At 64.3% G+C, this 4,533-nt stretch carries 6 protein-coding genes; 1 reads left to right on the top strand and 5 read right to left on the bottom strand.

Features of this window, described 5'->3' with window-relative positions:
- The coding region (gene tig / locus V7Q39_RS19330) for a trigger factor (RefSeq protein WP_333818241.1) at positions 1-1,244 on the top strand (1,244 nt) is incomplete at its 5' end.
- 28 nt (positions 1,245-1,272) lie between these two features.
- Here tig and V7Q39_RS19325 read toward each other — a convergent pair.
- The 5 genes from V7Q39_RS19325 to V7Q39_RS19305 form a co-directional block, all read right to left on the bottom strand.
- Positions 1,273-2,217, bottom strand: a complete 945-nt coding sequence (locus V7Q39_RS19325) for a DMT family transporter (RefSeq protein ID WP_333818240.1) — start codon at positions 2,215-2,217, stop codon at positions 1,273-1,275.
- Between the two features lie 57 nt (positions 2,218-2,274).
- On the bottom strand, positions 2,275-3,288 hold the full coding sequence (locus V7Q39_RS19320; RefSeq protein WP_333818239.1) for a nucleotidyltransferase family protein: 1,014 nt from the start codon (positions 3,286-3,288) through the stop codon (positions 2,275-2,277).
- Between the two features lie 149 nt (positions 3,289-3,437).
- On the bottom strand, positions 3,438-4,007 hold the full coding sequence (gene rplI, locus V7Q39_RS19315) for a 50S ribosomal protein L9 (RefSeq protein WP_333818238.1): 570 nt from the start codon (positions 4,005-4,007) through the stop codon (positions 3,438-3,440).
- Between the two features lie 12 nt (positions 4,008-4,019).
- On the bottom strand, positions 4,020-4,247 hold the full coding sequence (gene rpsR, locus V7Q39_RS19310) for a 30S ribosomal protein S18 (protein ID WP_125327012.1): 228 nt from the start codon (positions 4,245-4,247) through the stop codon (positions 4,020-4,022).
- 20 nt (positions 4,248-4,267) lie between these two features.
- Positions 4,268-4,533: 30S ribosomal protein S6 (locus V7Q39_RS19305; protein ID WP_443082551.1), on the bottom strand; the 266-nt coding region annotated here is incomplete at its 5' end.

Genomic DNA, 4,533 nt, shown 5'->3' with positions numbered 1-4,533 from the left:
AGCTGATCGAGGCGCAGCCCGAGGTCGAGATCAAGGGCTTCCGCAAGGGCAAGGTTCCGCTCGCCATCCTGAAGAAGCAGTTCGGCACCCGCATCCTGGGCGATGCCATGCAGGACGCGATCGACGGCGCGATGAAGGACCATTTCGACAAGACCGGCGACCGCCCGGCGCTGCAGCCCGAGGTCAAGATGGTCGGCGGTGACAGCTGGAAAGAGGGTCAGGATGTCGTGGTCGAGATGACCTATGATACGCTGCCCCCGATCCCCGATGTCGATGCCGGCAAGATCAAGCTGGAGAAGCTGGTGGTGAAGGCCGACGACAAGGCCATCGCCGAGGCGCTGGAAAACCTGGCCGGGTCGGCCAAATCCTATGACGACCGCAAGAAGGGCGCCAAGGCCAAGGACGGCGACCAGATCGTGATCGACTTCAAGGGCTCGGTCGACGGCGAGCTGTTCGAGGGCGGCTCGGCCGAGGACTATCCGCTGGTGCTGGGCTCCAAGAGCTTCATCCCCGGCTTCGAGGAACAGCTCGTCGGCGCCAAGGTCGGCGACGAGGTTTCGGTCAACGTCTCCTTCCCGGAAAACTATGGCGCTGCCCATCTGGCCGGCAAGGCTGCGGTCTTCGCCTGCACGGTGAAGGCGGTGAAAGAGCCGAAAGACGCCGAGATCGACGACGAGCTTGCGAAGAAGTTCGGTGCCGATGACCTGGCCGCGCTGAAGGCGCAGATCGCCGAGCGTCTGGAAGCCGAATACCAGGGCGCCGCCCGCGCGGTGCTGAAGCGCTCGCTGCTGGACCAGCTGGACGGTATGGTCAAGTTCGACCTGCCCGCCAACCTGGTCGAGGCCGAGGCCAACCAGATCGCCCACCAGCTCTGGCACGAGGACAACCCGCATGAGCATGGCCACGATCACGGCCATATCGAGACGACGGACGAGCACAAGAAGCTGGCCGAGCGTCGCGTGCGTCTGGGGCTCCTCCTGGCCGAGATCGGCCGCAAGGCCGAAGTCAGCGTGACCGATGCCGAGATGACGCAGGCCGTCCTCGCCGCTGCCCGCCAGTATCCGGGGCAGGAGCGTCAGTTCTTCGAATTCGTGCAGAAGAACCCCCAGATGCAGCAGCAGCTGCGCGCGCCGGTCTTCGAGGACAAGGTCGTCGATCACCTCGTCGGCCTTGCGAAAGTGACCGAGAAGGAAATCTCGAAAGAGAAGCTCCAGAAGGCCGTCGAGGCGCTGGACGAGATGTAAGAGGCCGGTCAGGTCCGACGGGAGGGTATCAGGCCGCGCCTTCGGGTGCGGCCTTTTCGTTTCTCGCCTCGGCCCGGATCACCAGAAGCCCCGCGGCGATCAGCAGCGCGATGCCGGTCCAGGCCAGGGCGGTCGGAAGCTGCGACCAGAAGAGCCAGCCCCAAAGTACGCCCCAGATGATGAAGCTGTATTCGAAGGGCGCGACCGAGGACGAGGGCGCTGTGCGGTAGGCGTAGGTCAGAAGCGACAGGCCGACAGCGGCGATCACCCCGCAGGCCATGAAGAGCAGAAGATCCCGCGCCGGCATGTCCTGCCAGCCCCGGGTCAGAAAGGCCAGAGAGGGGTGGCTCGCGCCGTCATGGGCCCCGGTGCCGAAGACCGCAGCCAGGGCAAGGGCCGTGGCGAGGAAGGTCAGGTTGCCCCAGAACGTCATCGCGGCCGTTGTCTCGGTCCGGCCCAGCACGCGCGTCGCCAGCTGGGTCAGCGCATACCCCAGGGCGCCCAGCACGGGCAGGAGAGCGGCAGGGTCGAAGACGCTGCCGCTGGGGTTGAAGATCATCAGCATCCCGGCGAATCCCGCACCCAGCGCGAACAGGTTGGTCGGCCCGATCCGCTCCTTGAAGACAAGGGCCGCGATGATGGTGATGAAAAGCGGCGCGGTGAAGAACAGCGCCACCGTATCCGCCATCGGCATCGCGGCGAGGCCGAGGTAGTAGGCGGTGTAGGCCACGAAGTTCAGCAGGCCCCGTGCCAGCATCCAGCCCCAGTTCGGCGTGATGATCGTGCTCAGGCGGCCGTCCAGCACCCTTACGATGATCAGGAGCAGCGGAGCGGCCGTCAGGCTGCGGATGATCATCGCCTGATATAGCGGATAGTCGCCCGACAGGCGTTTCAGGATCACATCCTGAAGCGAAAAGACGGCGATTCCGACGACGAGCGCAAGGATGCCGCGGGTGGTGGCTGTCAGCTGCATGGCTGCCACGCTAGCCGCGCCAAGGCCTGTCGCTATTCTGCCGCCGACAGGCCCATGTCAAAGCGCGGCAAGCTTTGCGGCGGTCTCGGGCATCCGCTTCAGCGTCGTGCCGATATGCGCCCGCCATTGCGGCCCGCGCTCCATCGCGTCCTCGTAAGCCTCGCGGAGTTCATCCGGGCGGTCCTCGGCCAAAGCCTCGATCAGCAGCGCCGCCTGCGCCCGGTCCTTGCGGGATTTCAGCTGGTCGGGACCGGTGCGGCGGCGGTCAGCTATAATGAGCTTGTGGACGGCGTAGCGCTCGGGGCGAGGCACCTGGATAAGGACACCGGATCGGTATAGCGCCGCCGCCTTGATCGGTTCGGCGATCAGATAGTTCAGGAAATGCAAGGATTGAGCCGACACCCCCAAAGCAGGCAGGTCACGAATGTCTTCCTCGGGACGGAAGGATGGCGTCAGAAATTCGACGTAGGTGTCGGTTTGCGTTTGCCGCCATTTCCAGACGGCGGATCCGGACAGCGAGGGCACCGGAGCAAATTCCAGCTCTGCAAAGGTATTCGCCAGTGGTTCCTCGACATGGTCGCCCAGTGCCAGGGAAAGGCGCTCGAACTGTGCGATGTCGAGATCGTTGGTCTGGGCGACCTCGTCCTGGGCGAGACGGATACCCAGTTCGCCCTCGTAGTGGCGGAAGGCATGCGTTCCGACAACCGTGCCGCCCAAGCGGAACACGCCGGTCCTTGCCAGCGTGCTGTAGAGGCGGCCGGATGCCCCGTCGACAGGCAGGAAACCCTCGGCGCGCAGGATGCGAACCAGCCGCGTCCGGGATTCGGCGCGCAGCTTGGCATCCTGGGCCAGTCGGATATGATTCTCGATCCGGGCCGCCATTTCGGGGGTGTCCTCGCCAATATAGGCCTTCTTCACCTGATCGCCCACGCGATAGGTGTCGTACCAGTATCTGCGTCCCTTGCGATCTTCCCGTTTCGGCGTGCCCCGGATTGCAGCGACCTGATCATCCATCAGGGATCGCCGCAGGTCGTGATAGGCGGCTTGCGCCGTGGAGCTATGATAGTGCATGATGTTCTACAGTATTTTCTTTTGTAGAACATCGACTGATGTGCAACAAAAGTCAATTCCGTTGAACATCATCGGCCAACATAGGCACAGCAAAGAAAAACCGCGCCCGGGTGCCCGGACGCGGTTCGCAATCCCTTGACAGGAAAAGCTTATTCTTCCGATGCCGCCGCGCCGACTTCGTCGAACAGCTCGGCGATCTCGAACTCGGCCTGGGCTTCCGCCTCGGCGGCGAGTTCCTGGATCGACTTGCCAGAGGCCTGCAACTCGGCCTCTTCGACCGAACGGGCGACGTTCAGCTTGATCTTCACCGCAACTTCCGGGTGAAGCTGCACCGAAACCGTGTGCAGGCCCAGGTCCTTGATCGGGCGGTCCAGCACGATCTGGCCGCGGTTCACGGTGAAGCCCGCCTCGGTCGCGGCTTCCGCCGCATCGCGCGGCGTGACCGAACCATACAGCGCCCCGGCATCCGAGGCCGAGCGGATCACCACGAAGACCTGGCCGTCCAGCTTGGCGCCGACAGCCTCGGCCTCCTTGCGGGTTTCCAGGTTGGTGGCCTCCAGCTGGGCTTTCTTCACTTCGAACGACTTGATGTTCGCGTCGTTCGCGCGCAGCGCCTTGCCTTGCGGCAGCAGGAAGTTGCGGGCGTAGCCGTCCTTGACGTTCACGACCTCGCCCATCTGGCCAAGCTTGGCCACACGTTCCAGAAGGATGACTTGCATTGGCGTCGCTCCTTATTTCACGGCATAGGGCAGCAGGGCCAGGAAGCGGGCGCGCTTGATGGCCGTGGCCAGTTCACGCTGCTTCTTCGCCGAGACTGCGGTGATGCGGGACGGGACGATCTTGCCGCGCTCGGAGATGTAGCGCTGGAGAAGACGGGTGTCCTTGTAGTCGATCGCCGGAGCGTTGTCGCCCGAGAAGGGGCAAACCTTGCGGCGGCGGAAAAACGGTTTGTTCGCCATGGTTTATGTCCTTTCTCAGATCAACGGCGCGGAGCGCCGAACGACGGGCGGTCGCCACGGTCGCCGAACGACGGACGCTCGCGGCGTTCGCCGCCAAAGCCGCCGCGGTCGCCACGATCCGAACGCTCGCCATCGCGGTCACGCTCGTCGCGCTTCTGCATCTGGACCGAGACGCCCTCGGCGTGCTTGTCGACCTTGATGGTCAGCACGCGCATCACGTCGTCGTGCAGCCGCATCAGGCGTTCCATTTCCTGCACGGCCGCGGCGGGCGCGTCCGACTTCAGGA

It is taken from the genome of Tabrizicola sp. (assembly GCF_036781545.1).
Taxonomy (GTDB): Bacteria; Pseudomonadota; Alphaproteobacteria; order Rhodobacterales; family Rhodobacteraceae; genus Tabrizicola.
The sequence above is the reverse complement of the archived record's forward strand: the minus strand, read 5'-3'. Positions and strand labels throughout refer to the sequence as shown.

Bases quoted from the DNA above. Each gene is read 5' to 3' on its own strand.
- V7Q39_RS19325 (WP_333818240.1), bottom strand. From the start codon at position 2,217: ATGCAGCTGACAGCCACCACCCGCGGCATCCTTGCGCTCGTCGTCGGA.
- V7Q39_RS19320 (WP_333818239.1), bottom strand. From the start codon at position 3,288: ATGCACTATCATAGCTCCACGGCGCAAGCCGCCTATCACGACCTGCGG.
- rplI (WP_333818238.1), bottom strand. From the start codon at position 4,007: ATGCAAGTCATCCTTCTGGAACGTGTGGCCAAGCTTGGCCAGATGGGC.
- rpsR (WP_125327012.1), bottom strand. From the start codon at position 4,247: ATGGCGAACAAACCGTTTTTCCGCCGCCGCAAGGTTTGCCCCTTCTCG.